This window comes from Citricoccus zhacaiensis (genome assembly GCF_014645315.1).
GTDB lineage: Bacteria > Actinomycetota > Actinomycetes > Actinomycetales > Micrococcaceae > Citricoccus > Citricoccus zhacaiensis.
The window spans coordinates 79,249-103,833 of the sequence record NZ_BMLQ01000002.1 but is presented as its reverse complement, the minus strand read 5'-3'; the positions used below and the strand labels follow the sequence as shown (position 1 = coordinate 103,833).

General features: G+C 69.9%; 18 protein-coding genes and 4 riboswitches. Of the genes, 11 read left to right on the top strand and 7 right to left on the bottom strand.

What is annotated here, in order from left to right; genetic code table 11:
* Window positions 1-38: 38 nt before the first annotated feature.
* The gene (locus tag IEX49_RS03865) at window positions 39-2,231 is read right to left on the bottom strand and encodes an AMP-binding protein (protein ID WP_373286674.1); all 2,193 of its coding nucleotides are present in this window, start codon (window positions 2,229-2,231) and stop codon (window positions 39-41) included.
* 12 nt (window positions 2,232-2,243) lie between these two features.
* Window positions 2,244-2,363, bottom strand: a riboswitch (SAM riboswitch).
* 115 nt (window positions 2,364-2,478) lie between these two features.
* Between IEX49_RS03865 and IEX49_RS03860 the strand changes: the two genes are divergently transcribed.
* Window positions 2,479-4,167 (top strand): cation:proton antiporter, encoded by a 1,689-nt coding sequence (locus tag IEX49_RS03860; RefSeq protein WP_188804404.1) that lies wholly within the window; start codon window positions 2,479-2,481, stop codon window positions 4,165-4,167.
* Here IEX49_RS03860 and IEX49_RS03855 read toward each other — a convergent pair.
* Window positions 4,164-4,865, bottom strand: a complete 702-nt coding sequence (locus tag IEX49_RS03855; protein ID WP_188804402.1) for a GNAT family N-acetyltransferase — start codon at window positions 4,863-4,865, stop codon at window positions 4,164-4,166. The two genes, IEX49_RS03860 and IEX49_RS03855, sit on opposite strands and share 4 nt — an antisense overlap.
* A gap of 314 nt (window positions 4,866-5,179) precedes the next feature.
* On the opposite strand from IEX49_RS03855, the gene IEX49_RS03850 reads away from it, so the two are divergent.
* On the top strand, window positions 5,180-6,277 hold the full coding sequence (locus IEX49_RS03850; RefSeq protein WP_188804399.1) for an NAD(P)-dependent alcohol dehydrogenase: 1,098 nt from the start codon (window positions 5,180-5,182) through the stop codon (window positions 6,275-6,277).
* A 73-nt stretch (window positions 6,278-6,350) separates the two neighbouring features.
* On the opposite strand, the gene IEX49_RS03845 is transcribed toward IEX49_RS03850, so the two are convergent.
* Both IEX49_RS03845 and IEX49_RS03840 read right to left on the bottom strand, forming a co-directional pair.
* Complete coding sequence (locus tag IEX49_RS03845; protein ID WP_188804397.1) at window positions 6,351-8,015, bottom strand: sodium:solute symporter family protein; 1,665 nt, start codon at window positions 8,013-8,015, stop codon at window positions 6,351-6,353.
* Window positions 8,012-8,665 (bottom strand): OsmC family protein, encoded by a 654-nt coding sequence (locus IEX49_RS03840; protein ID WP_188804396.1) that lies wholly within the window; start codon window positions 8,663-8,665, stop codon window positions 8,012-8,014. The genes IEX49_RS03845 and IEX49_RS03840 overlap by 4 nt, the downstream gene beginning before the upstream one ends.
* A gap of 195 nt (window positions 8,666-8,860) precedes the next feature.
* A riboswitch (SAM riboswitch) is annotated at window positions 8,861-8,952 on the top strand.
* 13 nt (window positions 8,953-8,965) lie between these two features.
* Between IEX49_RS03840 and IEX49_RS03835 the strand changes: the two genes are divergently transcribed.
* The 8 genes from IEX49_RS03835 (at window position 8,966) to IEX49_RS03800 (ending at window position 18,061) form a co-directional block, all read left to right on the top strand.
* On the top strand, window positions 8,966-10,390 hold the full coding sequence (locus IEX49_RS03835; protein WP_188804394.1) for an LLM class flavin-dependent oxidoreductase: 1,425 nt from the start codon (window positions 8,966-8,968) through the stop codon (window positions 10,388-10,390).
* A complete protein-coding gene (locus IEX49_RS03830; RefSeq protein WP_188804391.1) occupies window positions 10,387-11,487 on the top strand; it encodes a methionine ABC transporter ATP-binding protein in 1,101 nt (366 codons plus the stop codon). Before IEX49_RS03835 ends, IEX49_RS03830 begins: the two co-directional genes overlap by 4 nt.
* On the top strand, window positions 11,484-12,182 hold the full coding sequence (locus tag IEX49_RS03825) for a methionine ABC transporter permease (RefSeq protein WP_188804389.1): 699 nt from the start codon (window positions 11,484-11,486) through the stop codon (window positions 12,180-12,182). Before IEX49_RS03830 ends, IEX49_RS03825 begins: the two co-directional genes overlap by 4 nt.
* A 30-nt stretch (window positions 12,183-12,212) precedes the next feature.
* Entirely contained in the window at window positions 12,213-13,163 is a 951-nt protein-coding gene (locus IEX49_RS03820) for a MetQ/NlpA family ABC transporter substrate-binding protein (RefSeq protein ID WP_188804388.1), read from the top strand.
* A gap of 115 nt (window positions 13,164-13,278) precedes the next feature.
* Window positions 13,279-13,371, top strand: a riboswitch (SAM riboswitch).
* Window positions 13,372-13,378: 7 nt separating this feature from the next.
* Window positions 13,379-14,764 carry an acyl-CoA dehydrogenase family protein gene (locus IEX49_RS03815; RefSeq protein WP_188804386.1) on the top strand — a complete coding sequence of 462 codons (1,386 nt, stop codon included), beginning with the start codon at window positions 13,379-13,381 and terminating at the stop codon, window positions 14,762-14,764.
* Window positions 14,765-14,972: 208 nt separating this feature from the next.
* Window positions 14,973-15,569, top strand: a complete 597-nt coding sequence (gene sigK / locus IEX49_RS03810; RefSeq protein ID WP_188804384.1) for an ECF RNA polymerase sigma factor SigK — start codon at window positions 14,973-14,975, stop codon at window positions 15,567-15,569.
* Window positions 15,566-16,414 (top strand): anti-sigma factor, encoded by an 849-nt coding sequence (locus IEX49_RS03805; RefSeq protein WP_188804382.1) that lies wholly within the window; start codon window positions 15,566-15,568, stop codon window positions 16,412-16,414. Before sigK ends, IEX49_RS03805 begins: the two co-directional genes overlap by 4 nt.
* An 87-nt stretch (window positions 16,415-16,501) precedes the next feature.
* A riboswitch (SAM riboswitch) is annotated at window positions 16,502-16,593 on the top strand.
* 64 nt (window positions 16,594-16,657) lie between these two features.
* On the top strand, window positions 16,658-18,061 hold the full coding sequence (locus IEX49_RS03800) for an LLM class flavin-dependent oxidoreductase (RefSeq protein ID WP_268237701.1): 1,404 nt from the start codon (window positions 16,658-16,660) through the stop codon (window positions 18,059-18,061).
* Between the two features lie 224 nt (window positions 18,062-18,285).
* On the opposite strand, the gene IEX49_RS03795 is transcribed toward IEX49_RS03800, so the two are convergent.
* Complete coding sequence (locus IEX49_RS03795) at window positions 18,286-18,828, bottom strand: hypothetical protein (protein ID WP_188804380.1); 543 nt, start codon at window positions 18,826-18,828, stop codon at window positions 18,286-18,288.
* Between the two features lie 224 nt (window positions 18,829-19,052).
* Between IEX49_RS03795 and IEX49_RS03790 the strand changes: the two genes are divergently transcribed.
* On the top strand, window positions 19,053-20,144 hold the full coding sequence (locus tag IEX49_RS03790) for a winged helix DNA-binding domain-containing protein (RefSeq protein WP_188804378.1): 1,092 nt from the start codon (window positions 19,053-19,055) through the stop codon (window positions 20,142-20,144).
* Window positions 20,145-20,201: 57 nt separating this feature from the next.
* On the opposite strand, the gene IEX49_RS03785 is transcribed toward IEX49_RS03790, so the two are convergent.
* Both IEX49_RS03785 and IEX49_RS03780 read right to left on the bottom strand, forming a co-directional pair.
* Window positions 20,202-21,590 carry an NAD(P)-dependent malic enzyme gene (locus IEX49_RS03785; protein WP_188804376.1) on the bottom strand — a complete coding sequence of 463 codons (1,389 nt, stop codon included), beginning with the start codon at window positions 21,588-21,590 and terminating at the stop codon, window positions 20,202-20,204.
* A 159-nt stretch (window positions 21,591-21,749) separates the two neighbouring features.
* Window positions 21,750-24,413, bottom strand: coding sequence for an HAD-IC family P-type ATPase (locus IEX49_RS03780; RefSeq protein ID WP_229672207.1), 2,664 nt, complete (start codon window positions 24,411-24,413; stop codon window positions 21,750-21,752).
* Window positions 24,414-24,585: the final 172 nt, after the last annotated feature.

The window sequence follows — 24,585 nt, the reverse complement described above, 5'->3', positions numbered from 1 at the left end:
AGGCGGCTGATTGCGTGAATCCCTCCAGACTCAACCGTTCAGCGGCGGACAGCCATGACGTCGGCGATCTGCCCGACGCACGGCTCGTTCTGCAGGGACGTGGTGTCGCCCAGAGCGGTGCCCTCGTAGAGCTGGGTCAGCAGGCGCCGCATGATCTTGCCCGAGCGCGTCTTCGGCACGTCCGGCACGAAGACCACGTCCCGCGGCTTGGCCACCGGGCCGATCACGGTGCCCACGTGCTGGCGCAGAGCCTCGGCGGGGCTCAGGTGCGGGGCACCGGCGGAGGTCCCGACGCCGGCCGCACCGGCCCCAGCGTCCGCGGCGGATCCGCGGCCCTCGGCATACCCCTCACGCGCCACCACGAAGGCGACGGCGGCGTGTCCGGTCTTGGCGTCCGGCACCGGGCACACCCCGGCCTCCACCACGCCTGGGTGGGACACGAGGGCGGACTCGATCTCGATGGTGGACAGGCGGTGGCCGGAGATGTTGATGACGTCGTCGATGCGCCCGAGGATCCAGAGGTCCCCGTCCTCGTCGTACTTCGCCCCGTCCCCGGCCAGGAACCAGCCCTGTTCGGCGTAGTCCTTCCAGTAGGAGGTGAAGTAGCGCCGCGGGTTGCCCCAGACGGTGCGGGCCATGGCCGGTCCGGTGCGGGTCACCACCACCTTGCCCTGCAGGCCGGCGGCCACGCGCTCGCCGGCGTCGTCCACCACGGCCACGTCCACGCCGGGCAGCGGGCGCGAGCCGCAGCCGGGCTTGAACCGCTCGTCGTCCTGCCGCGGGGAGAGGATGGTCGCTCCAGTCTCGGATTGCCACCAGGTGTCCACCATGGGGACACCCACGGAACCATCGCGCGGGACCTGCGCGCCGGCGTCGCCGGTTGCGGCCTGTGCCTCACCGTCCAATGCGGCGAGCCTGTCCCGGCCGATCTGGGTGCGCGCCCAGGTCCAGGCCTCCGGGTTCACGGCCTCGCCCACCGTGCCGACCAGGCGGATGCTGCTCAGGTCATAGTCCGCGGGGATGCCCTCGGGGAACCAGCCCATGAGGGAGCGCACGAGCGTCGGCGCCGTGTAGTAGCTGGTCACGCCGTAGCGCTCGATCACCTCGAAGTGCCGGCCCGGGTGCGGGGCGTTCGGCACGCCCTCGTAGATGACCTGGGTGACGCCGTTGGAGAGCGGGCCGTAGATCTCATAGGTATGGGCGGTGACCCAGGCCAGGTCCGCCGTGCACCAGTGGACGTCCCACTCGCGGGCTGCCACGTCCGGGTTGGAGAACAGGTAGTCGAAGGACCAGCTTGCCTGTGTCAGGTACCCGCCGGAGGTGTGCACCAGTCCCTTGGGCTGGCCGGTGGTGCCGGAGGTGTACATGATGAACAGCTCGGTCTCGGCGTCGAAGGCCTCGGGGGTGTGGGTCTCCGGCTGGCGGTCCACGATCTCGTGCCACCAGACGTCCCGGCCCTCGACCCAGTCCACATCCGTGTGTCCGGTGCGGTTGAGCACCAGCACGTGCTCGATGCTGTTCTCACCGGAGACGGCCTCGTCCGCATTGGCCTTGACCGGGACGGCCTTCCCCCGGCGGAACTGGCCCTCGGAGGTCACCAGGAGCTTGGCGCCGGTGTCCTCCACCCGGAACTTCAGGGCCTCGGCAGAGAAGCCGCCGAACACGAGCGAGTGCACGGCGCCGATCCGGGCGCAGGCCAGCGTGATGACCACAGTCTCCACCAGCACGGGCAGGTAGACGACCACGCGGTCGCCCTTCCCGATGCCCAGTTCGATCAGCGCGTTCGCGGCCTGGCTGACCTCCTTCTGCAACTGCGCGTAGGTCACGGCGCGGCGGTCGCCGGGCTCGCCCTCGAAGAACAGCGCCACCTTGTCCCCGCGGCCGGCCGCCACGTGCCGGTCCACGCAGTTCACCGCGACGTTGAGGGTACCGCCCTCGAACCAGCGGATCTGAGGACCGCGCTCGGCCACCGGGTCCGGGGCCGTCCATGAGTGGGTGGTGTGCCACTCGGTGTCCCAGTCGAGGCGGCGCGCGGCGGCGTCCCAGAAGGCCAGGCGGTCCTGCTCGTCCACGGGCTCGCCGTCGCCGAGCCCGCCGTGGAGCAGGCTCGCGGGGCGGCCGGGGTGGACGGTGGTGTCGGCGGAGTTCAGGACAGAGTCCGGTAGGGGGCCCGGCAACGGAGCGGAGACGGCGCCAGTGTCGGCGGTGGTGGTGTTCGGGGCAACAGACAAGACAGAACCTTCTTTCCATCGAATCTGGCGGTAGCACCTGGTGGCCGATGCCGCGCCCGGAAAGGGGCCGGCGTCGACCACGGGTTGCTGCGGCGTCACAGAGCCAGATCTCTCGGCCGCTCGGGATGGTCGATTCCACTGTACGTCCGGGTCCCGGGCCCGGACCAAACCGGTGAAGCCGTGCTACGGCGCCGGGATTAGTCTGGACGGGCAGTGGTGACGCCAGCCACCGGAACGGGGAGGCCCCTTGGAAGAATTCGCACTGCTGGCCGTGGCCGGCATCCTGATCATCGTCCTCGTGTCTCTCTTCGCCCCGAAGTTGGGCGTGGCCGCACCCATCCTGCTGGTCATCGTCGGCATCGGCTGCAGCCTGATCCCCGGGGCGCCCAGGATCCTGCTGGAGCCGGAGTGGATCCTCATGATCGCGCTGCCGCCGATCCTCTACTCGGCTGCAGTCAACGTCCCCATCACGGATTTCCGCCGGGACCTGGAGACGATCAGCGCCCTGTCAGTCCTGCTCGTGGTCGCCTCCGCCTTCGCCACCGGATGGCTGATCTGGTGGGTGCTGCCGGATATCGGCTTCGCCGCCGCGGTGGCCCTGGGGGCCGTGATCAGCCCGCCGGACGCCGTGGCTGCGACCTCCATCGGCAAGAAGCTGGGGCTGCCGCCGAGGCTGGTGATGATCCTCGAGGGGGAGGGGCTGGTCAATGACGCCACGGCACTCGTCATGCTCCGCACCGCCATTGCCGCCACCGCCGGCAGCATCACGTTCTGGGGTGCCATCGGCGACTTCGTCTACGCGGTCATCGCGGGGGTAGCGGTCGGGCTAGTGGTCGGGGCCCTCACGGTGTGGGCCCGCTCCCGGATCCGCCAGCAGCCGGTGCTCACCACGGCGATCTCCCTGACCGTGCCGTTCCTGGCCTACATGCCGGCGGAGAACCTGCACGCCTCGGGCGTCATCGCCGTGGTGGCGGCCGGGCTGGTCACCGGGCATCAGGCTCCCAAGCGCTTCAGTGCCGTGGACCGCATCACCGACCGCACCAATTGGCGGACCATCCAGTTGCTGCTGGAGAACGGCGTGTTCTTGCTGATGGGCTTCGAGATCACCTCGATCGTCGCGGATGCCGAGTCCTCCGGCCGGGGGCTGTGGATGGCCGTTGCCCTCGCGGCCGTCTGCACGGTGATCCTCTTCGGGGTCCGCATCCTGTTCGTGGTCCCGCTGATCGCCCGACTCCGGGCCCGTCAGCGCCGGATGCCCGAGGTTGCCGAGCAACTGGACGCTGCCCTGGAAGCCGTCGCCGAGGGCGATCAGGATGCCAATCCACGGCGCGCGGCGCGGCTGCAGCGGTGGCGTGCGGACGCACAGTTCCAGGCCACCCACAGCCTCGGGTGGCGCGGCGGTGCCGTGCTGGCCTGGTCCGGGATGCGCGGAGCCGTCACCCTGGCGGCGGCCCAGTCGCTGCCCTCGGACATCCCCTACCGGGCCGAGTTGATCCTGATCGCCTTCACGGTCGCCATCATCACCCTGGTGGTCCAGGGCGGCACCCTGCCCCTGCTGATCCGCGTCCTTGGCATCAAGGGCACCAACGAAGAGGCCGAGGGCCGTGAGGTCACCCGCCTGGCCGAGGAGATCATCGCCGCTCGCCAGGCCTTCCTGGACAATCAGGCGCTGCTGCGGGAGAACGGCAGACCCTTCGCCCCCGAGGTGCTGGAGCGGACGCGGAGCCGGGGCCTGGCCGCCACGGAGGCGCTGGCCGCCATGGTCAATGACGACGATCCGGACGGCCATGCCCAGCAGCACCGCGAACTGCGCCGCCAGCTCGTGGACGTGGAACAATCCGTCCTGCTCGACGCGCGAGCCGGCGGCACCTACTCCTCGCACACCCTCCAGCGGGCGCAGCATTTCATCGACGCGGAGTCCACCCGGATGGCCTAGCGGCCCAGCTCCTCTACGGTCAGCATCCGCACGCCCTCGGGGCGGCGGGCGGCCTCCAGCACGGGGCCGACGGGATACCGCTCCGGATCGGTCCCGGCCATGAACTCCTCCAGGGCTGCGGCCAGTCCCGCCTCCGGCAGCAGCCGCTGACCGCGGACGAAGCGCTCCGGCGGGGCCAGGGCCAGCAGGAGCATGCCGTAGACGGCGTCCTGCGTCTCGTCGACCGGCGGCTGGAAGTAGGGCACGTCCAGGATCTGCCCACCGAGCCGGGCATAGAAGCGCAACCGCGCGGCGGGGTCCCCGTGGACGGGGTGAGCCTGGTGGTGGTCGGGGTGCTCCACCTCGGCGAGGACCACGGAGACCTCCGGGTCCGCGGTGATGCCGGCCAGCAACCCAGACAGCAGTGCCGTGCCCACGCCCCGTCCGCGCTGGTCGGCGCGAATGGCGACGTAGCTCAGCAGCACGGCCGGGGAGCCGGTGAAGGTGGCCGTGATGGCCACGGCCACGGGGTCCGACGCCTCGCCGACCACGCGCACCGTGGCCGAGCCCCGGGCGACGTCCTCGAGCAGCTCCTCCACCGAGACCAGTTCCCGGGGCGGGAAGTTCGGGACCAGCAGGCGCTCATGCACCCGCGCCACGGCGACGGGGTCGGTGACCGGAGTGCCGCCGTCGGGATGCGGGATGTCGGTGGCGTTCACGCGTGGGCTCCTGGTGTGTTGCGGGAAACGGACGAGGGGCAGACGTGGGGCGGGCGGTGGGTCTTGATGTCCTGGGGGTTCACCGAATCCTCATGCCATGGGAGATTACCGTGGTGACGAGCGAGACACCGCGACGTGACCGGAAAGGCTGCGCCACTGAATGGAAAGGTTTACGCTTAAACCGCTGGGCGGACTTAACCCTTTCTGTCATCACAGGGATGCGCCCCCCTTCTGCGTGGAAGACGCGCCCCGCACCCACATTGCGCGCCAGTCGACCGAGGGCTGACGAGGCCTTCGAGTGATAGGAACGGTCCATGAAAACCCGAGCAGCTGTAGCCACCGCACCCCAGACGGACCTGGAGATCCGCGACGTGGAGCTTGACGCTCCCCGCGCGGACGAACTCCAGGTGCGGATCGTCGCCTCAGGTGTCTGCCACACCGACGCCATCGTCCGGGACCAGTGGTACCCGGTCCCGCTGCCGTCCGTGTTGGGTCACGAAGGCGCGGGCATCGTCGAGGCCGTGGGTTCTGACGTGCAAGGCTTCAAGGCAGGCGACAAGGTCGTTCTCGGCCCCGCCTACTGTGGGCGTTGCGAGCAGTGCCTGGCCGGACACCCCATGTTCTGCGTGAACTTCTACGACCGTAACTTCGGTGGCGGACGGGCTGACGGCTCGAAGTCCTTCTCCGATGGTTCCGGTGAGATCAGCTCCCACTTCTTCGGACAGTCCTCCTTCGCCGAGCACACCAATGTGGTGGCCAGTGGTGCCGTCAAGGTCCCCGATGATGCGCCTCTGGACCTGCTGGGTCCACTCGGCTGCGGCATCATGACCGGCTCCGGCGCCGTCCTGAACGTCCTTCAGCCCCAGCCTGGGTCCTCCGTGGCGGTCTTCGGCACCGGCGCCGTGGGCATGGCCGGCATGCTGGCCGCAAAGGCCGCCGGCGCCACGACGATCATCATGGTGGACATCGTCCCGGAGCGGCTCGAGTTCGCCAAGGAACTCGGCGCCACCCATACCGTCAACTCCAAGGAGACGGACCCGGTCGAGGCCATCAAGGAGATCACCGGCGGTGGCGTGGAATACGCCCTGGACACCACCGGCGTCCCGCCGGTCTTCGCCCAGATGACCAAGTCCCTGGCCACCCGAGGCCACGGAGCCCTGGTGGGAGCGGCGAAGTTGGGCACGGAGGCCCCGTTCGACATCGGCACCCTGTTGCTCAGCGGCATCAAGATCAGCATGGTGGTGGAGGGCGACGCTGTGCCGCAGGAGTTCATCCCACGGTTGATCGCTCTGCATGCGGCCGGCACGTTCCCGTTCGACAGGCTGACCAAGTCCTACGCGTTCGAGGACATCAATCAGGCCTTTGCCGATTCCGCCAACGGAACCACGCTCAAGCCCATCATCGTGTTCTGAACGACGTCAGCGCGCAACGGGCGATGCACTGAGTGCGGGCCGGCCCACCGGGGCCGGCCCGCACTCAGTGTGGTCAGGTAGCCGGCTCCGAGCGGGACGGGACGGTCTCCTCCGCGGGGGTCGAGCCGCCTCCTGCCGCCCTCGAGGTCCCGCCGCCCTCGGTCAGCAGGACCACCGCCACGAAGACCGTGATCATGGCCGCGAGCATGACCAGGCCCACCAGCCCGAACTGCACGAGCCACGGCCACAGCGCCGCACCGGCCACCACGAGCAGCCCGGCCACGATGACGGCGGTGACCCCGCGCTGACGCTCCCGGCCGGGGGCCACCAGCCGCCACCGCGACTGCGCGAGGGTCACGAGGACCATGCCCAGCAGGTTGGCGGTCATGCCCACCCAGACCGGGTGCATGCCCAGGAGGAAGTCGGTGGCGTGGAAACCGGAGGCCGCGTACCAGCCCATGCCCGCGCTGAATCCGGCCAGCATGGCCGTCAGCGCGGCGGACCGGGTGGCCAGTGGCCAGAAGAACGCGGCGAGCACCGGCGCCAGGGTGGCACCGTTGCGCAGGGTCCAGGCCATCACGTTCCACCACGCCGACTCCTCGGTACGCAGCAGGGCGAAGACCACCATGACCACGGTCAGCCCGACCAGGGCCACGCGGGTGTAGCGGACCAGCTGCCGCTCCGTGGCCGCGGGGTTCAGCGCCGAGCCGAGGTCCCTGCCCAGCGAGGTGGCCCCGGAGAACTGGCAGGGCCCGGCCCAGCCAAGCGCGCAGGCCCACAGTCCCACGAAGAAGACCCCCGCGGCCCAGGGCGGCACCACTCCCGCGATGTACTCGGGGATGGCCACGAGCGGCAGGGCCTCGCCGGGCTGCACCAGGGCGGCGGCCACACCGATGACCACGCCCAGCAGGATCAGTGGGATGCCGAGGACGGCGGCACGGTACAGGCCCCGCTGGCCGTCCTCCGGGGTGCGTGCGGACATGGACATCTGGAAGGCCGCCTGGGCCAGGGGCACGTTGATGATGAAGGTGCCGAACCAGGCCACGATCAGGGACACGCCGGCGTTGGAGAGGACGAGCATCTCGGGCGCCGCAGCCGCGCGGGCCACGAGCCCGTCCGCGCCGCCGAGGCCCGGGTCGGCGAGCAGCACCCAGACGCCGACGAGGAACATCAGCCCGATCATGATGACATTCATGGTCTGGCTGAAGCCGACCGAGCGCATCCCGCCGCCGGAGAGGAACGCCAGCAGGACCACGGCGGTGGCGGCCACGGACAGCGGCAGGGACAGGTCCGTCACCACGTGCAGGGCGGAGGCGAACGCGATGGTGGTGGCCACGGAGTACATGGGGAACGTCAGCCCGGTGATGACCGAGCCGATGGCCTTCGCGGCACGGCCGAAGCGATCCCCGATGATGCCGGTCACCGTCACCACGAGCTTCTCCCGCAGCGGCTTGACCAGCAGCAACGCGATCAACAGGATCTGTACGGTCTCCGCCACGCCGTACCAGACGGCGGAGATCCCGGTCCGGTAGCTCAGCTCCACGATCGCAATGTAGGAGGAGCCGGAGAACAGCCCGGTGATGCAGAAAGCCACAGTCCACGGACCGAAGGAGCGCCCGCCCACGAAGAACCCGCCCTTGCCGGTCTCCTGGCGCCGGACCATGATCCGCCCGCCGACCACGAGCCAGGCGGTGTAGGCCAGCGCCAGGATGATCGTCCATACGCCGGCCGCGGTCACGCGTCCGCCTCAGGTGCCCGGCCGGCGTCGGCGTTCTCGCAGGTGAACACGGGTTCCGGGGCGTCCACGGGGCCGATCCGCGGCTGGTAGCCGAGGGCCTGGTTGCAGGCGGCCTCGGCATCATGGTCCACGGTCCGCCCGGCGAAGGTCCAGGCCACGGTCAAGCCTGCGCCCGCGTCCCGCAGCAGGTTCACGGCGGGGCAGGAGTGCTCGACGGCGGCCGCGAAGTCCCGCAGGGCCGTGGCGTCCGTCTCCGGGGTGCCGATGGCCAGCTGCAGCCGGTAACGGTGGAAGTAGGGCTGGACGTCCGCGGTGCCGGCCAGGCCGCGGCGGTCCTGCCGGGCGAGCGAATAGGTGTTGATCCCGGTCAGCTCCAGGCCGCGCCGGGCTGCCACCTGCTCCGCGGTCACGGTGATGCAGGCATCCACCGCCCCGGCCAGGTACTCCATGGGGGTGGGGCCCTGATTGCGGCCGCCCACCGCCTCGGGCTCGTCCACCGTGAACTCGAACTCGCGGAGGCTCACCCGCGTCTGTTGCTGACCGGTCCACGTTCCGGCGGCGCGGAGGGTCTTCGACTCGGAGTCGAGGGGCGTCTCGCTGAATCGGGAGGGTGCTCGGGACGGTTCTCGGACAGGCTCAGAAGAGGACACGGCCGTCATTGTAGAACCCTCACACGAACATCAGGTGGGGGCAGGACCGGCCACTCATCCACACGCCGCGTCATGTGACGTCTTATTCGAGGGCTCTTGCCGTCAGATCCGGGCCCGCAGCGATCCGACGGCACCAAGGGTCGGAATGTGACTCCGGATTAGTTCGTCTCCCGCGCCATCTGGTCACCTGGGAGGGACCCATCCAGAGCGGCCGAGAGATCTGGCTCGACGACGCCGCAGCAACCCCCTGTCGCAGGAGCGGGTGCTACCGCCAGGACCGATGGAAGGACGTGCATTCTGATGCTCGAACGCGCCCCGCGCCGGATCCGGTTCAACGCCTTTGACATGAACTGCGTGGGCCACCAGTCCCCGGGGCTGTGGCGCCACCCGGAGGACCGCTCCAGTGACTACAACACGATCGGCTACTGGACGCATCTTGCCCAGGTCGCCGAACGCGGCCGCTTCGACGGCCTGTTCATCGCCGACGTGCTTGGCACCTATGACGTGTACGGAGGCTCCAACGAGGCCACTCTCACCGCCGGCACCCAGGTCCCTGTCAACGACCCGATGCTGCTCGTCAGCGCCATGGCCGCGGTGACCGAACACCTCGGTTTCGGCATCACCGCAGGAACCGCCTACGAGCATCCCTATCCCTTCGCCCGCCGCCTGGCCACTCTGGACCATCTCACGGGCGGGCGGGTCGGTTGGAACGTGGTCACCGGCTACCTGCCCTCGGCTGCCCGCAACATGGGCAGCCAGGACCAGCTGGCCCATGACGAGCGCTACGACCACGCAGACGAATACCTCGAGGTCGTCTACAAGCTGCTGGAGGGCTCCTGGGACGAGGACGCCGTGGTCCGGGACCGGGACGGTTGCGTCTACACGGACCCGGCCAGGGTGCACGAGATCGGCCATCAGGGGACCTACTTCTCGGTGCCGGGCATCGCCCTGACGGAGCCGAGCCCCCAGCGCACCCCCGTGGTCTACCAAGCCGGCACATCGCCGCGCGGCCTGGCCTTCGCCGGGCAGAACGCCGAATGCGCCTTCGTCTCCGCCCCCAGCCGGGACAAGCTGGCCCAGGCCGTGACCAGGATCCGTGCTGCCGCCGTGGAGGCCGGCCGTGACGCGAAGGACATCAGGATCTTCAACCTTGCAACCGTCATCACCGGTCCGGACGAGGGGGCGGCCCGCGCCAAACACGCCGACTACGTCCGTTACGTGGACCACCGTGGTGCCCTCGCACTGTTGTCCGGGTGGATGGGCATCGACTTCTCGCAGTACGGCCTGGACGATGTGATCGGTCAGGACGTGCAGACCAACGCGGTGCAGTCCGCCGTCGAGACCTTCCGCTCGGGCGGTGCCAACGCCCTCGACGACGGGGAGCCCTGGACCATCCGCCGACTCGCCGAATGGGTCGGCATCGGCGGCTTCGGCCCGGTATTCGTCGGGTCCGGCGAGCAGGTCGCCGACCAGCTGCAGGAATGGGCCGAGGAGACGGACGTGGACGGCTTCAACCTGGCCTACGCGATCTCCCCGGGAAGCTTCGAGGACGTCGTGGAGCACGTGGTCCCCGAGCTCCAGGCCCGCGGTGCCTACCCCGCCGAGTACGAGTCAGGCACCCTGCGCCACAAGCTGTTCGGCCGCGGGGACCGGTTGCCGGAGAACCATCGCGGCGCTGGCTTCCGGCTGGCAGCGGCCGGCACCCGTGACGGCGGTGCGCTGTGATCGAGATCCGCGATCTGCACCAGTCCTACACGGGGCACGAGGGGGCAGTCGAGGTGCTCAAGGGTATTGACCTGACCGTGCCGGAAGGCTCCATCACCGCCGTGGTCGGGCCCTCAGGGGCCGGAAAGACGACCCTGTCGCACTGCATCTCCCTGCTGGAGAAGCCCACCAGCGGCGAGATCCTGGTGGACGGCAGTGACCTGTCCCGGCTCCGGGGCCGCCAACTGCGCTCCGCCCGCCGCGCCATCGGCACAATCTTCCAGCACTCAGCCCTGTTGCGCCGCATCACCGTGGCCGAGAACATCGCCCTTCCGCTGCGCAATCTCGGGGTAGTCCACCACGAGATGCAGGACCGGGTGGCCGAGCTGCTGGACCGCGTCGGACTGCTGCACAAGGCCAACGCCTACCCCGGTCAGCTCTCCGGCGGGCAGAAGCAACGAGTGGGCATCGCCCGAGCGCTGGCCCTGCGGCCCCGAATCCTGCTCTCGGACGAGTCCACTTCCGGCCTGGACCCGGACACCACCGCGCAGATCCTGTCCCTGCTCGCGGACCTACGCACCGATCTGGGCCTCTCCATCATCCTCATCACTCATGAGATGGACGTGGTCCGGCACGTCGCCGACCAGGTGGCCTCCCTGTCTCACGGCCGGCTCGCGGAGTACGGCTCCCTGCCCTCCCTCGTCGCGGACCAAGACTCCACCGTCGGCGGGCAGCTGCTGCCGATCGCCGCACTGCCGCTGCCGGCCGGCTTCGACACCGCTCTGGACCTCGCCTACCGGGACGGGGACGTGGACCCAGAATGGTTCACCCGCGTGGCGGTGGACCACCAGATCCGCCTAGCCCTGCTCGGCGGCACCGTCGAGGCCCGCGGTGCGACCGCCCTCGGCCGCGCCGTCGTCGGCGTCCGTGCCGAGCAGGCCCAGCGCGCCATCGGCGCCCTGAACGGGCTCGGGCTCAGCGCCCGCGTGAGGAGTGACGCCGGCCGGTCGGGTCCTTTGGGAACCACCACGTCGATCGCGGGGACAGACCCGGCCGGGCCGCCGCTGTCGGTGGCCGGCCAGATTCAGACCGGCGCGACGGTGGGGGCGACGGCATGAGCGCGACCGCGGACACCTCGCAGCCCCTGCTCTCCGACACCCCTCTGTCCGAGCTGCCTGCCCTGCTGCTGCCGGCCTACGGGGAGACCTGGGCCATGGTCGGCATCGTCATGGTGCTAGTCGTCGTGATCGGCGGCGCCACCGGCGTGCTGCTGTACAACACGAGCCCGCGTGGGCTGTTCCCGCAGAAGCGCGCCTACGGGGTGCTCAGTTGGGCCGTCAACATGGGCCGTTCTCTGCCGTTCCTCGTGCTGATGGCGGCCATCATCCCGCTGACCCGGTGGATCACCGGCACCACCCTGGGCATCGCCGCGGCCGTGGTGCCCATGACGATCGCCGGCATCCCGTTCTTCGCCCGGCTCGTGCAGAACACCCTGAACGACCTGCCGCAGGAGAACATGGCCGTCGGTCTGGTGACAGGATCCTCCCCGGCGCAGATCATCCGCCAGACGCAGCTGCGCGAGGCCCTGCCCGGCCTGGCCTCGGCCGTCACCCTGAACACCATCTCGATGATCGAGTACTCGGCCATCGCCGGGACCATCGGCGCGGGCGGCATCGGCTTCCTGGCCGTGACCTACGGCTACCAGCGCTTCGACATGACCGTCATGCTCGGCACGATCATCCTGCTCATTATCACCGTCCAGCTCGTCCAGTTCGTCGGCGACCGGATCGCCCGTTCGCTGACCCGGCCCTGAGCGGCCCCGCACCCCTTTCGAAGGACCCCCATGAACCCCGAGAAGAAGACCCCGGCGACGACCGGCGAGAACACGACGGCCGGACACGACCACGGCTTCACCCTGCGGAAGTCACGCACCTCCCTGCCTTGGTCCCTGGCCGCCATCGCCACGGTGGTCGCCCTGGCGCTGGGCCTCGTGGTGATCCAGCAGTCCAACCGGCCGGCCGTGGCCGCCGGCGGCGAGGCCGAGATCACCCGCCCGCTGAAGGTGCACTACGAACCGGCCATGGCCGGGGAGGAGAGCCTGGTCGAGTTCGTGGCCGAGGAGATCGCGCCCGACTACGGCGTCGAGATCGAGGCGGTGGGCATCGCGGACCCGGTCCAGGCCAACCGGGCCGTGGCCGAGGGCCAGGTGGACGCCACGATCTTCGAGCACCAGTGGTACATGAAGCAGGTGGCGGAGGGTAACGACTTCGACCTGTCCACCACGGTGGAGATCTACCAGTGGGCCTTCGGCCTGTACTCCACCCGATATGACGACGTGGAGGACCTGCCGGACGGCGCCACCGTGGCCGTGCCCACAGACCTGGCCAACCAGGGCCAGGCGCTGTGGCTGTTGGAGCGCGAGGGCCTGATCGGGCTGGACCCGGACATCGAGCCGCGCACCGCCCAGCTCAAGGACGTGGTGGAGAACCCTCGCCGTTTCGACTTCACCGAGATCGACCTGTTGTCCATGGCCCGGACCTTGGACTCGGTGGACGCCGCCCTCGGCTACACCAACATCTTCGACGCCGGCAAGATCGGCCGGGACAAGGGCATCCTGTTCCCGGACCCGCCCCGGACCTACGCCTCCTGGCTGATCGTGGGGACCGAGTTCAAGGACACCCCGGAGACCCGCAAGCTCGTCGAGATCTTCTCCGACCCCCGGTTCGAGGAGTACCTGGAGACCACGGACAACCCGCTAGTCGCCGGCGTCTTGACCCCGGTCTCCGAACAGTAGGGGCCGCCCACCCCACAGCTGGGCCCCGAGGGGTCAGAAGAAGCCACGGCACTCTGGTCTACCCGCGAACCTCGCATTGGACCCGGACCATCGCCAGATGGTCTGATGGGAGTGACCACCATCCAGAGCGGCCGAGAGATCTGGCTCGACGACGCCGCAGCAACCCGCCCGTCAGGGGCCAGGGTGCTACCGCCAGGACCGATGGAGCCTTTCTCATGACGACCTTGCCGTCCTGCTGCACCTCCCGCTACACCGCCCTGTCCGCCCGTTTTGCCCCGGCCTTCGCCGAGGTGGCACAGGGGGAGCTGCCCCGGGAGGCCGGCCGCCACCTGCCCTTCGCGGCCTTCGAACAGCTCCGCGAACAGGGTCTGGGCGCCCTCAGCGTCCCGGAATCCGCCGGGGGAGCGGGGGCGAGCCAGGAGGATGCCTTCCGGCTGCTGATGGATCTCGCCGCCGTGGACGCCAACACCGCGCACCTGATGCGCAGCCACCTCAGCTTCGTCCAGCATGTGCTGGCCCAGCCCGGCCGCACCGTCCGCGACCGCTGGCTGCGGCGCGTGGTCGAGGGAGAGGTGGCCGGCAGCGCCCTGTCCGAGGGACGCGACGCACCGCTCGGCGGGCTCGGGACCACCGTGTCCCAGGACGAGGCGGGGCAGTTGCTGATCAACGGCAGCAAGTACTACACCACCGGCAGCATCTTCTCCACGTGGGCGCTGGCCACCGTCCGGCTGGACCCCAGCGTCTCCCGTGCCCTCCGGCGCAAGGTCCTGCCCCGTGCCACCACATCCCGGGGCACGACGCCGGCCGCCGGCTCGGGCGGCCGGGGCGGCTCCCAGCGGGCCGACGTCGCGCTCGCCGTGGTGCGGGTGCGGCAACCGCGGATCACCGTGAAGGACGACTGGGACGGCTTCGGCCAACGCCTCACCGGGACGGGGACCATGGAGTTCCACGGGGCCGGCGTCGAGGAGCTGCTGGCGTTGCCGCCCGCCGACGGGCCGGTTCCGCTGCACCACGAGTCCACCCTGATGGCTTTGCTGGCGGGCATCGGGCGGGCTGCGCTGCGCGATGGCGTGGAGCAGACCCGGCGGCGGAGGCGCTCGCCGAACACCGGGGGTGGGCTGACCCCGCGCGAGGACGATCAGCTGCTGGGGATCATCGGCGAGCTCTCCGCCCAGCAGGCAACCGTCGAGGAGCTCGTGCGCGCCGCCGGGCGGGACCTGGATGCGGCACTGACACTCGCCGGCGTCGGGCAGGAACAGCCGGACGGGGAGCCGGAGGGTGCGCCGGGCGGGCGCGTGGCCGGCGTCGGGATGGATGGTGATGGCGCCGCGGCCGAGGCGATGCACCGCGCCGCCCTGACGGCGCACCGGGCTCATGTGATGGTGCCGAAGCTGGTGCTGGACACGTGCACGCGGATCTTCGACACGCTCGGTGCCTCCGCCACCAGCACGGACCTGCAACTGGACCGGCACTGGCGCAATGCCCGGACCATCGCCAGTCACGATCCGGCCGTGTTCATGGCCCGGATGGTGGGCGATTGGGAGGTCAACGGGACCCGCACGGTGCCCTACCTCCAGACCGGCACCACCGACGAGGCCTGAATCCGACCCATCCGCAGGGCCGTCGGCTCCGAACACCAGACAGCACCCGGCGGCCGAGCAGGACACCGGGCCGATCACCACTGGACCAACACCGGGCCACCACCGGACCAACACAGGAGGAGCCATGCGGATGAAGAGACCACCCCTATTGAGCGACGCCCCTGACAGGTAAGCCGTTCCTGGCCCTGCGCCCGGATAGGGTGGAGCCATGACGAGCACTGCAGGCACCGGACCCGGCCGCAGTGCTGCGCGCGAGCGGGACGCCCACCTGGTGGGCCTGCTCCGGCGCAGTGCCACTGGAGACCAGGAGGCCTTCGCCGCCTTCTATGATGCCGTGGCCCCCTCGGCCTACGGCCTGGCACGGAAGATCGTGCGCGACGCCGATCTGGCGGCCGACGTCACGCAGGAGGCCCTCGTGGACGTATGGCGCTCGGCTGAGCGCTTCGATCCCGACCGCGGGTCAGTGGTCGGCTGGGTCTGCTCGATCACCCATCGCCGGGCCGTCGACCTGATCCGTTCCACTCAATCCGGCCGGGACCGGGAGGAACGGGCCGGGGTGGCCGCGTTCGAGCGGGACCGGGATGACGTGACCGAGGCCGTGGAGTCGGCGGAGGACCGAGGCCGCGTGACGGAATGCCTCGGCACGCTGACCGGCCTGGAGTACGAGGCCGTGACGCAGGCCTACTACGGCGGACTGACCTACCGGCAGGTCGCTGAACGACTCGGGGCCAAATTGGCCACCGTGAAATCTCGGATGCGCAGTGCGCTCCAACGACTACAGGACTGTTTGGGGGTGGGAGCATGACGAACGGAAACGAGAACGAGAATGAGAACGTGATCGGCGCGGAGTTGCTCGCCGCCTGGGCCCTGGACGCCGTGGACGAGGACGAGCGCCGCGCCATCGAGCAGCAGCTCGGCTCAGACCCTGAGCTCCGTGCCCGGGCCGATGCCCTCAACAGCACCGTCGCCCGCCTGGCGGTGAGCACACCTGCCGAGCCTCCCGCCGGCCTGCGGGACCGTGTCCTCTCGGCCGTGGCCGGGACCGGCCAGGACGCCCGGCCTGCCGCGGACGGCGACGCCTCGCCCGCAGCGGGGCACGGCACCACCGGCTCCAGCGCTGACGGTTCCAGCGCTGGCACCGAGCGAGCCGGCGTCGCTGATCTGGACGACCACCGTGCCCGACGCCGGCCGGCCGCGCGCCGCTGGTGGGTGGGGGCGGTCTCGGCCGCCGCGGCGGCAGCCGTGGCCGTGGCCGTAGTGGTGAGCCAGCCGTGGGCGCCCACAGGTGGCGTGACCGAGGGCGATCAGCTCACGGCGATCGAGCAGATCCTGCAGGTGGAGGGGGCCGAGCGGCTGGAGTCACCGGTGACCGGTGGAGGTGAGGTCGAGGTGGCGCGCGCGCCCACTGGTGAGACCGTGCTGGCCGCCCGGGGCCTGCCGGCTCCCGGCGAGGGCCGCGACTACCAGATGTGGACCATCCAGGGTGAGGCAGCGCCCCAGCCGGCCGGGTTGCTGGAGGTTCAGGACGGTCTCGCCCTCGTGCGGATGCAGGATGTTCCGGCGGATGCGGCACTCGCCGTCACCGTGGAACCGGCCGGAGGGTCTGAAGCGCCGACCACGGATCCGATCGTGGTCCTCGCCTCGAGCTGACACAGCAACTCCCCTCACGAGGATGCCGGGTGACTCCGCGTGAACCCCGGTTGGGGTCGCGCCCGGAGGTGTGGTGAAATCGATGGGTACCCATCCAGAGCGGCCGAGAGATCTGGCTCGATGACGCCGCAGCAACCACCGGGCAACCGGACAGGTGCTACCGCCAGGACCGATGGAAGGAGCACCACCGTGTCTGTCCCCAGCAACGAGAACGCCCATGGATCGAACGATCTCCCCGAGGGCGTGCCCACCACCGCCGCCGGCAAGCGCGAGATCCTCTTCAACGCCTTCGACATGAACTGCGTGGCGCACCAGTCACCGGGCCTGTGGCGCCACCCCGAGGACCGCGCCCGCGACTACAACACCCTGGGCTACTGGACCGGATTGGCCCAGACCCTGGAGCAGGGCTTGTTCGACGGCCTGTTCATCGCCGACGTCCTGGGACCCTATGACGTCTACGGCTCCTCCGACGAGGCCACCCTCAAGGCCGGCACCCAGGTCCCGGTCAACGACCCGATGCTCGTGGTCCCGCCGATGGCGGCCGTCACGAAGAACCTGACCTTCGGGGTCACCGCGGGCACCGCCTACGAGCACCCGTACCCGTTCGCCCGCCGCCTGGCCACCCTGGACCACCTGACCGAGGGCCGCGTGGGCTGGAACGTGGTGACCGGCTACCTGCCCTCCGCCGCCATCAACATGGGTCAGGAAGACCAGATGGAGCACGACGAGCGGTACAACCACGCCGACGAATACCTCGATGTGGTCTACAAGCTCCTCGAGGGCTCCTGGGAGGACGACGCGGTCGTCAACGACAAGGAGTCCGGGGTCTTCATCGACCCGTCCAAGGTCCACCGGATCGAGCACGAGGGCACCTACTTCAAGACCCCCGGCATCGCCTTCACCGAGCCCAGCCCGCAGCGGACCCCGGTCATCTACCAGGCCGGCGCCTCCACCCGCGGGCGGGCCTTCGCCGGCAAGCACGCCGAGGCCGTGTTCATCAACTCGCCCACGGATGACCTGATCAAAGGCACCACCGCGAAGATCCGCCAGGCGTTGGTCGAGTCCGGCCGCGATCCCTACGACGTCCGCGTGATGTCCATGCAGACCATCGTCACGGGCGCCACCGACGAGGAGGCGCACGCCAAGTACGAAGAGCTGACCCAGTACATCGACGTAGAGGGCGGACTGGTGCTGATGTCCGGCTGGATGGGCATCAACCTCGCCGAGTTCGAGCTCGACGAGCCGATCGGGGACGTGCAGTCCAACGCCATCCAGTCCGCCGTGGAGACCTTCAAGAAGGCCTCCGGCGACGACTCGATCGAGTGGACCGTGCGCAAGCTCGCCGAGTGGTGCGGCGTGGGCGGGTTCGGCCCGGTCATCGTCGGCTCCGGTGCGACCGTGGCCCGTGAGCTCACCCGGATCCAGGACGAGACCGACGTGGACGGCTTCAACCTCGCCTACCACATCACCCCGGGCACCTTCGAGGACATCGTCGAGTTCGTGGTCCCCGAACTGCAGCAGCTCGGCCGCTACAAGACCGAGTACGCAGAGGGCACCATGCGCCACAAGCTCTTCGGGCGCGGAGACCACCTGCCGCAGAACCACTACGGTTCGTCCTTCGCCCTGCGGAACCGCGCCGCCGTCTGAGAGGCGCGGGGGCCGGCGTCGGGCCGATTGTCAGCCCGGGCCCGCCCCGGCCCGGCCCGGCCCGTTGAGTCTGGAGGGATTCACGCCCAGGGTGTCCCCTGGCGTGAATCCCTCCAGGCGCAACCGTGAGGGCAGCCGAGACCGTGGCGGCAACCGGGTATGCAGGAACCCCGGCCCCCTGAAGCGGGGACCGGGGTTCCGGTGCGTGGTGGGACGGTGCCGGGTCAGTACCGTCCGGGTCCGCCGCCCTCGGTCTCGAGGGACTGAGACGGATCGGAGACCACGTCGCCGGAGGATTCCTTGACGTTGGTGTTCCCGCTCGAGGCATTCGCATCGGAGCCGGTGGCCGGGGCGTCGGAGTCCTTGGTGACGGATGTGTCACCGGAGGCGTGCTTGCCGGCGGACTTCTCCGCGGCATCGGAGGCCTTGTCCGCCAGCCCCTGGGCGGCGTTGGCCCCTTTCTCGGTGGCCGAGTGGGCGGCGGCGTTGGCCTTGTCCGCCTTCTCCGCCAGGTTCGGCGCCTTGTCCTTCAGAGCGTCCGTGGCCTTGTCCGCCAGGCCAGCCGCCTTGTCCGCCACCACGGGCGCCTGGTCCTTCACGGCACTGGTGGCCTTCTGGGTGGCCTTGTGCACCTGGTCCTGGGTCTTCGGGTCATTCCAGAAGCTCTGCGCGTTCTTGGCGAACTTGTCGAGGTTCTTCCGCCCTTCGCGGCTGCCCAGGAGGTATCCGAGGGCCGCGCCGATGCCGAGGGTGATCAATCGTTTCATGTCGTCTCCTTTGTGGCGTCTGCCCGTGGCGGGGTGACCGCTCGGGTATGCCCGAGTCTTCACCGCGCGCGGAGTCAGGTCAATCGGTGCACAGCTCGGCACCGGGGGATTCACAGCCTTTCCTCAGGCATGGTGCCGATGACCGGGGCCATGGTGTGGACGCCCGGGGTATCCGGCACCGTCGTACGGCCCATGGCACACTGTCCCCAGTGAAGGAGGGGGGCATGACGAATCTCAGCTCCGAACAGGTGGCACGGATGCGCTTGGTCTCCCAGGGGCTGGTCGATCCGTTGCCCACTGTGGCCGAGGCGACGCGATGGCTCACGTGCACCCAGGGCCAGGACTACCCGGGCTCCACCCTGGCCCTGCGCAGCGTGGCCCGCTCCACCGCAGCGGTTCGCGAGGCCTATGATGCGGGGCGCATCGTCCGGTCCTGGCCGATGCGCGGCACCCTGTTCGCCGTGGCGGCCGAGGACCTCGGCTGGATCCTGGACCTCACCGCGGCCCAGACGCTGAAGGCGAGCGAACGGCGCCGTGAGGAGCTCGGTCTGGACGCGGGCGTGCTCGACCGGGCCGAGTCAGTCGCCCTTCAAGCCCTGGCCGGTCCGGGACTGACCCGTTCGGAGCTTCTGGACCGGTTCACCGTGGAGGGCCTGTCCGTGGATGAGGGCCGCGGTTACCACCTGATCTTCTTCCTCGCCCTGCGCGGGGTGCTGTGCTTCGGCCCCACCGAGGGGCGGGAACAACGCATCGTCCTGGCCACGGAATGGATCGCCTCCGGTGAAGCCGCTGGACGAATGCGGGACCGGACGCCACGTCGGAAGCTGGACCGGGAGGACGGGGTCCGCGAACTGCTGTTGCGCTACCTGCGCTCCCACGGCCCGGCCACCGTGGAGGACTTCTGCTGGTGGTCCAAGATCGGCAAGATCCAGACCCGGGCCGCCCTGGCGGACCTCCGACCGGACCTGCTGTCCGCGGACGTGGACGGGCGGGAGCACTGGATGTCCCCGGACCTTCCGGACCGGCACGCAGAGCGAACCCGGGCGACCGCCGCACCGATCCTGCTGCCCGGGTTCGACGAGATCGTCCTCGGCTACCAGGACCGGTCCGCGGTGCTGACCAGGGATGAGGAGGCGCTCGTGGTCCCCGGGCGCAACGGGGTGTTCAAGGGCACGGTGCTGCACCGCGGCCATGCCGTGGGGACCTGGAAGAAGTCCACCCGGCGTGGCCAGCCGGTCGAGGTCACCGCGTTCGGAGAGCTGCCCGGACCAGTGGCCAGGGCGGTCCCCCGCCTCAGCGACGCGCTGCCGGCCTGACGCCGCGGGCCCCGACCGGAAGGACCGGCCGGGGCCCGCGCGTCGGGAAACGGGTGCTCAGACCCGTGGCGTGGCCACCTGCGCTACGGCCTCGGCCACGCGGACCGAGACTTCGGGGTCGAAGACCGAGGGGATGATGAAGCTCGGGTTCAGCTCCTCGTCCGTGATGGTCCCGGCGATGGCCTCGGCGGCGACCACCAGCATCTCGTCGGTGATGTCCGAGGCTCCGGCGTCCAGCAGCCCGCGGAAGAAGCCGGGGAAGGCCAGCACGTTGTTGATCTGGTTCGGGAAGTCCGAGCGGCCGGTGGCCACGATCGCGGCGTGCTTCGACGCGATGGCAGGGTGCACCTCCGGATCCGGGTTGGACATGGCGAACACGATCGAGTTCTCGTTCATGGCGGCCACATCGGCCTCGTCCAGCAGGTTCGGGGCGGAGACGCCGATGAAGACGTCGCGTCCCACGACAGCCTCCTTGAGGGAGCCGGAGAAGCCCTCCTCATTCGTGTTGTCCGCGAGCCACTGGCGGTTGGCGTCGGCATGCTGGGAGCCCCGCTCGATGATCCCGGCCCGGCCGGCGGCCACGATGTGGCGGGCTCCGGAGGCCTTCAGAAGCTTGATGATGGCGGTGCCGGCTGCGCCGACGCCGGCCACGGCGATCGTGACGTCCTCGATCTTCTTGCCGGTGAGCTTCAGGGCGTTGGTGAGGGCCGCCTGGACCACGATCGCGGTGCCGTGCTGGTCGTCATGGAACACGGGGATGTCCAGTTCCTCGCGCAGCCGGGCCTCGATCTCGAAGCAGCGCGGGGCGGAGATGTCCTCGAGGTTGATGCCGCCGTAGGCCGGGGCGATGGCCTTGACGATGCTGATGATCTCCTCGGTGTCCTTGGTGTCCAGCGCCACCGGCCAGGCATCCACGCCGGCGAACTGCTTGAACAGGGCGGCCTTGCCCTCCATGACGGGCATGGCGGCCTCGGGGCCGATGTCCCCCAGGCCGAGGACGGCGGTCCCGTCCGTCACCACGGCCACCGTGTTCTTCTTGATGGTGTACAGGCGGGCCAGGTCCTTGTCCTCGGCGATCGCCTTGCACACGCGGGCCACGCCCGGGGTGTAGGCGCGGGAGAGATCGTCCCGGGTGCGCAGCGGCACGCGCAGAGTCGTCTCGATCTTGCCGCCCTCGTGTAGCTGGAAGGTCTGGTCCGTGACCTCATGGACGGTGATGCCCTCGAGGGCGTCCACGGCCTCGCGGACGCGCTCGGCATGGGCGGCGTCCACCGTGTCACAGCCGACGGCCACGGTCATGAACCGGTGGTGCGACTCGATCACGTCCAGGCCGGTCACTGCGGCACCGGTGCCGGCAATGGCCGTGGCGATGTCAGAGGTCGCGGTGAAGGACACGGGGGTCTCGACGCGCAGGGAAATGGAATAGCCGGGGCTGGGTGCTGCCATGGGGATGCTCCTTGGAATCGGGATCCGAACGGTTGCTGGACGGGTCGCCTTCATCGCCGCCGCGGCGGCACGGCTGGCAAGCTACTGAGTGTAGCGGTGGAGGACTTCTACCGGGCAGTACGCGGCGTAATGTTCGCCCTCGTCAGCGGGTTCGTGACGTCACGGTGAGGTGGCCGGCGCGGCGTGGCGCCGACGGTGGAACTGGTGGATTCCCTCGAGAAGGACACAGGCGACCGCGCCGATCGTCACGGCGGCGAGGGTCAGGTCCACGGGCGGGATCTCGAACTGGTGGAACTCCCGGGACGCGGGGATCAGCAGGACGAGCAGCAGCAGGGCGTACATCGCGGCCACGAGGGACAGCTTCCACTTCGTCAGCGGCCGGGAGATGAGGTTCAGCACCCACAGGCCCATGAGCGTCAGGGTGATCACGGAGGCGGTCTGCACCTGTTGCAGGGACACCTCTCCCACGCCGCCGGCCGGCCCCGTGGCTCCGCCCGAGAAGCCGGCGAACCAGCGTGCGTACCCGTTGGCGGCCAGCAGCCCGGCGAGGATGACGAGGCCGGAGGGAATTGCGAACCGGAGGGCGCGTCCGAGGAACCCGGGGACGTAACGGCGCTGGTTCGGCACCAGGGCCAGGAAGAAGGTCGGCAGGCCGATCATGAGGAAGTCGACGGTGGAGGCCTGGCGCGGCAGCAGCGGGTACTGCCAGGCCAGCAGGGAGAAGACCACGCCGAACAACACGGCATAGGCGGTCTTCGTCAGGTACATGTGCGCCAGCTGCTCCATGTTGGCGATGACCTGCCTGCCCTCCGCCAGCACCGAGGGCAGGCGGGAGAACTTGCTGTCCAGCAGCACCATGCGGGAGACCGCCTTGGTGGCCGGGGCCCCATTGCCCATCGCGATCCCCAGGTCCGCCGTCTTCAGGGCCAGGGCGTCGTTGATGCCGTCCCCGGTCATGGCCACCACATGACCGTCCTGCTGCAAGGCGCTGACCATGCCCTTCTTCTGCTCGGGAGAGACCCGGCCGAACACGGAGTGCCCTTGCAGCACCACCCGGCGCTCCTCGGGATCGGAGGGCAGGTTCCGGGCGTCATAACCGTCCCCCTGGACGTCCATGCCGACCTCGCGGGCCACCGCGGCGACGGTCCGGGGATGGTCTCCGGAGATGACCTTCAGCTCGACGTCCTGCTCGCGGAAGTACTCGAGGGTCTCACGGGCGTCATCGCGCACCTTCTCGCGGAAGGTCAGCAGCGCCACGGCCTCCAGCGCGGGCGGCAGACCCCGGCCCTCGTCGAACCAGATCCCGACGCCGGCCGGTTCCGTGGAGCGGCACAGCACCATGGTGCGCAGGCCCCGGCTGGTGGTCTCCTGGCACAGCGCCTCGATGTGCGCGCGCCGGTCCGCACCGAGTCCTCTGCCGGACGCCGGGAGCAGGACCTCCGGGGCACCCAGGACCCAGGCCCCGTGCACCGCATCGCCGGACGGGAGATCCCGGCCGGTGCCGGCGTCGTGCAGGAGTGTGGGGCCGAAGGCCACGGCGGACCAGCGCCGCTCCGAGGCGAAGGCGACCTGGTCCGTGGGCGCCACGGTGGGCTGTGCGGGGTAGGCCTCCGCGAGGGCCAGTGCGGTGGGGTTGGCGTTCGCGTCGGCGCCGAACCAGCCCAGGACCAGTGCCCCGGCGGAACGGAGGTCATCCGCGCCGGCTGGTCCGGGGGTGAGGTCCGTGGAACCGTCGAAGACGATCCGACCCTCGGTGAGGGTGCCCGTCTTGTCCAGGCACACCGTGTCCACCCGGGCCAGGATCTCGACCGCCGGCTGCTCCTGGATGAGCACCTCTTGACGGGCCAGCTTGAGGGCGGCCACGGCGAAGGAGATGGTGGTCATCAGCGCCAGGCCCTGCGGGATCATCGAGGTGATCGCGGCGACAGAGGCGACCACGGCCGGTTCGATCGCGTCCTGCTCCAGGGCACGGGCCCAGCCGCCCACGGCCTGGACCTGGCCGTTGACGATCAACGCCGCGATGGGCACCAGCGCGATGGTCAGCCAGGTGGCCACCGTGTCCAGCGCGCCGCGGAGCTCGGAGGGGATCTTGGAGAACCGGCGGGCCTCGATGGCCAGACGCGAGGCATGGGAGTCCGATCCGACGGCCGTGACCCGGATCAACCCCGTCCCGGAGAGGACTGCGGATCCGGAGAGGACGGCATCACCGGGGAGCTTGCCCACCGCATCGGCCTCGCCGGTCAGCAGGGACTCGTCGATGTCCAGGCCGTCGGCGGACAGCACCACCCCGTCCGCGGGGACCTGGTCGCCGCGGCGCAGCACCACGGCGTCGTCCAGCACGATCTCCTCGAGCCGAACGGAGTGCTCGGTGCCGGCCCGGAGCACGTGGGCGTCGTCCTGGTGGAGCAGGGCTATGGCATCGAGCTTGCGCTTGGCCGAGTACTCCTGGATCACGCCGATGACCACGTTGGCCACGGCGGCCAGGCAGAACACGAGGTCGAACCAGCGGCCCAGCAGGATGATGGCCACGGCGCAGGTGGCGATCGCCAGGTTGAACAGCGTCAGGATGTGGACGCGCAGTATGGTCCAGATGGACCGGGAGGTATCCCGCGGCTGACGGTTGACGAGCCCCTTCTCCTCCCGTTCGGCGACGGCGGCCGGGGCCAGGCCGCGCACGGTGAGCACAGCGTCCTGGGGGCGGGGGAGCGGAGCATGGCCGCGCCGGTGCAGGTGCAGGTGGCGCTGGTGGTCCGGATGCTCCGGATCGTCCGGGAGTCCAGTTCCATGGCTCGCCTGTTCAGTGGTGTTCTCCACCATGCTCATGATTCTCCCCTGGGCAATACAGGGCAACGGACTGCGATGTCCGCCAAGGCCCTGCCGATGTGATCCGGCGTGATCCCCGGAACCCGTTCAACCTACTGCCCCGTCGGAAGCCGAACATCCCACCTGGGGACTATTCCGGGTCGGTTCCGGGTCGTCCTCCGGGGTGGCTCCG

Bases quoted from the DNA above. Each gene is read 5' to 3' on its own strand.
- IEX49_RS03850 (WP_188804399.1), top strand. From the start codon at position 5,180: ATGAAAACCCGAGCAGCTGTAGCCACCGCACCCCAGACGGACCTGGAG.
- IEX49_RS03835 (WP_188804394.1), top strand. From the start codon at position 8,966: ATGCTCGAACGCGCCCCGCGCCGGATCCGGTTCAACGCCTTTGACATG.
- IEX49_RS03780 (WP_229672207.1), bottom strand. From the start codon at position 24,413: ATGAGCATGGTGGAGAACACCACTGAACAGGCGAGCCATGGAACTGGA.
- IEX49_RS03815 (WP_188804386.1), top strand. From the start codon at position 13,379: ATGACGACCTTGCCGTCCTGCTGCACCTCCCGCTACACCGCCCTGTCC.
- sigK (WP_188804384.1), top strand. From the start codon at position 14,973: ATGACGAGCACTGCAGGCACCGGACCCGGCCGCAGTGCTGCGCGCGAG.
- IEX49_RS03805 (WP_188804382.1), top strand. From the start codon at position 15,566: ATGACGAACGGAAACGAGAACGAGAATGAGAACGTGATCGGCGCGGAG.
- IEX49_RS03825 (WP_188804389.1), top strand. From the start codon at position 11,484: ATGAGCGCGACCGCGGACACCTCGCAGCCCCTGCTCTCCGACACCCCT.
- IEX49_RS03790 (WP_188804378.1), top strand. From the start codon at position 19,053: ATGACGAATCTCAGCTCCGAACAGGTGGCACGGATGCGCTTGGTCTCC.
- IEX49_RS03785 (WP_188804376.1), bottom strand. From the start codon at position 21,590: ATGGCAGCACCCAGCCCCGGCTATTCCATTTCCCTGCGCGTCGAGACC.
- IEX49_RS03820 (WP_188804388.1), top strand. From the start codon at position 12,213: ATGAACCCCGAGAAGAAGACCCCGGCGACGACCGGCGAGAACACGACG.
- IEX49_RS03795 (WP_188804380.1), bottom strand. From the start codon at position 18,828: ATGAAACGATTGATCACCCTCGGCATCGGCGCGGCCCTCGGATACCTC.